The organism is Streptomyces flavofungini (assembly GCF_041028215.1).
Taxonomy (GTDB): Bacteria; Actinomycetota; Actinomycetes; order Streptomycetales; family Streptomycetaceae; genus Streptomyces; species Streptomyces flavofungini_B.
The window spans coordinates 1-3,044 of sequence record NZ_JASKYR010000817.1; the positions used below are offsets into that span (position 1 = coordinate 1).

2 protein-coding genes are annotated in these 3,044 nt (G+C 71.5%); both read left to right on the forward strand.

Going from position 1 to position 3,044, the window contains the following annotated elements; genetic code table 11:
• The first annotated feature begins 86 nt into the window (after positions 1-86).
• Entirely contained in the window at positions 87-1,241 is a 1,155-nt protein-coding gene (locus tag AB8Z36_RS34930; protein WP_369217408.1) for an alginate lyase family protein, read from the forward strand.
• 236 nt (positions 1,242-1,477) lie between these two features.
• Positions 1,478-3,044: DUF4118 domain-containing protein (locus AB8Z36_RS34935; protein WP_369217407.1), on the forward strand; the 1,567-nt coding region annotated here is incomplete at its 3' end.

Sequence of the window (3,044 nt, forward strand, 5' to 3'; positions counted from 1 at the left end):
CCCCCGCCGCCGTGCGTCACCGCTCCCGCCGTCAGCATTCCCGCCGCCCCCGGACACGCCTCGTCCTCGGGGCCGTCGTCACCTCCGTGGTGGCCGCCCTGGTCGCCGGGTTCGTCGCCTGGCCCGGCGCCGGGCGCGCCGRMGCCGCCCCGGCGTCCTTCGCCCACCCCGGGGTCGCCGTCTCGCGCGGCCAGCTCGATCTCGCCCGCGAGAAGGTCAGCGCCGGGGCCCAGCCCTGGAAGGCCGCCTACGACCAGATGATGGGCAGCAAGTACGCCTCCCTCTCGCGTACGCCGAAGCCCCGCGCGATCGTCGAGTGCGGCTCCTACTCCGACCCGAACCACGGGTGCACGGACGAGCGCGAGGACGCGATCGCCGCGTACACCACCGCTCTCGCCTGGTACTTCACGCGCGACGAGCGGTACGCGAAGAAGTCCATCGAGCTGATGGACGCCTGGTCGGCGACGATCAAGGACCACACCAACAGCAACGCCCCGCTCCAGACCGGCTGGGCCGGATCGAGCTGGCCGCGCGCCGCCGAGATCATCAAGTACACGTACACCGGGAACTGGGCGAACTCCGGACGGTTCGCGACGATGCTGCGCACCGTCTATCTGCCCAAGGTCATCAACGGCTCCCACTCCAACGGAAACTGGGAGCTGTCGATGATGGAGGCCGCCGTCGGCATCTCCGTCTTCCTGGAGGACAAGGCCTCGTACGACAAGGCCATCGCGAGGTTCCGCACCCGGACCGCCGCGTATGTCTACCTCGCCTCCGACGGAGCCCTGCCGAAGACCGTGCCCGGCCAGAACCTCGACACCCGCGACAAGATCGTCAAGTACTGGCAGGGGCAGGGCACCTTCACCACCGGGCTCACCCAGGAGACCTGCCGGGACTTCACCCACACCGGTTACGGGCTCTCCGCGATCTCCCATGTCGCCGAGACCAGCCGCATCCAGGGCGAGGACCTGTACCGGACCGACGTCGGCGAGCGGCTGCGGCAGGGGCTCGGGTTCCAGGCCAGGTACGAACTGGGGGAGGCGCCGCCGAGTTCGCTCTGCAAGGGCACCCTCCACCGTGGGCTCGGGCCCGTCACCGAGGTCGGCTACAACGCGCTCGCGGGGCGCCTCGGACAGGCGATGACCAACACCCAGAAGCTCACCGAGCGCAATCGCCCGGCCGGTTCCAACAACCTCTTCGTCGCCTGGGAGACCCTGACCCACGCGAACAACCCGGGCTAGACACGGCCTGAACGACCCCTCTTCGGCCGGGCGCCGGGTGACCATACCCGCGCCCGGCCGACCCGCGCCGCGCCCAGGCACCGCCGCCCCGCCGGGCCCGGGCGTGCGCGTGGCCCCGTGCCGCATCAGGGTTGTGTCAAGGGTCGACGTCCGGACACCCTTCGTCCGCATTGCGCGGATCGCTGCCCGTAAGGTCGGCCCTGCGTACTCAGCAGTTCCAGGAAGACAATGAGGCCATGGCACGCGGCAAGCTTCGGATATACCTCGGTGCGGCACCGGGCGTCGGCAAGACGTACGCGATGCTCTCCGAGGCGCACCGCCGGGTGGAGCGGGGCACCGACTGCGTGGTCGGCTTCGTGGAGCACCACGACCGGCCGCGCACCGAGGTCATGCTGCACGGCCTGGAGGCGGTCCCCAGGGCCACCCTGGAGTACCGGGGCACCACCTTCACCGAGATGGACGTCGACGCCGTCCTTGAGCGCGCCCCCGCCGTCGCCCTCGTCGACGAGCTCGCCCACACCAACGTCCCCGGCTCGCGCAACGCCAAGCGCTGGCAGGACGTGGAAGAGCTGCTCACCGCCGGTATCGACGTCGTCTCCACCGTCAACATCCAGCACCTGGAGTCCCTCGGCGACGTCGTCGAGTCGATCACCGGGGTCCGCCAGCGCGAGACCGTGCCGGACGAGGTGGTGCGCCGCGCCGACCAGATCGAGCTGGTCGACATGTCGCCCCAGGCACTCCGCCGCCGGATGGCCCACGGCAACATCTACAAGCCCGACCGGATCGACGCCTCCCTCTCGAACTACTTCCGCCCGGGCAACCTGACGGCCCTGCGCGAGCTGGCGCTGCTCTGGGTCGCCGACCGCGTCGACGAGTACCTCCAGCAGTACCGGGGCGAGCACAACATCCGCTCCACCTGGCAGGCCCGCGAGCGCATCGTCATCGGCCTGACCGGCGGCCCCGAAGGCCGCACGCTGATCAGACGCGCCTCCCGGATGGCCGCCAAGGGCTCGGGCAGCGAGGTCCTCGCCGTCTACATCGCCCGCAGCGACGGCCTGACGGCGGCCTCCCCCAAGGAGCTCGCCGTCCAGCGCACCCTGGTCGAGGACCTGGGCGGCACCTTCCACCACGTCATCGGCGACGACATACCGGCCGCGCTGCTCGACTTCGCGCGCGGCGTCAACGCCACCCAGATCGTCCTCGGCTCCTCGCGCCGCAAGACCTGGCAGTACGTCTTCGGGCCCGGCGTCGGCGCGACCGTCGCCCGTGAGTCGGGACCCGACCTGGACGTCCACATCGTGACCCACGGCGAGGTCGCCAAGGGGCGCGGCCTGCCCGTCGCCCGGGGCGCGCGCCTCGGCAGGGCCCGCATCATGTCGGGCTGGCTGGTGGGCGTGGCGGGCCCGGTGCTCCTGACGCTGCTGCTCACCCATGTCGACGCCGACCTGGGCCTCGCCAACGACATGCTGCTCTTCCTGACGCTGACGGTGGCCGCCGCGCTGCTCGGCGGGCTGCTCCCGGCGCTCGCTGCGGCGGCGGTCGGCTCACTGCTCCTCAACTACTACTTCACGCAGCCGCTGCACCTGTGGACGGTCTCGGACAACAAGAACATCGTCGCGATCGCCGTGTTCGTGGGCGTCGGCGTGTCCGTCGCGTCCGTCGTGGACTCCGTGGCGCTCCTTGAACGGGCGGGCGACACCGCCCCCTGGACCTGCGCGGGCAGCGGCGGCGACGGCCGCACCCCGGCCCGCCCCGAGGACGCCGACGTGGACGTGCCCGTGGGCGACCACATGGCGCGCGCCC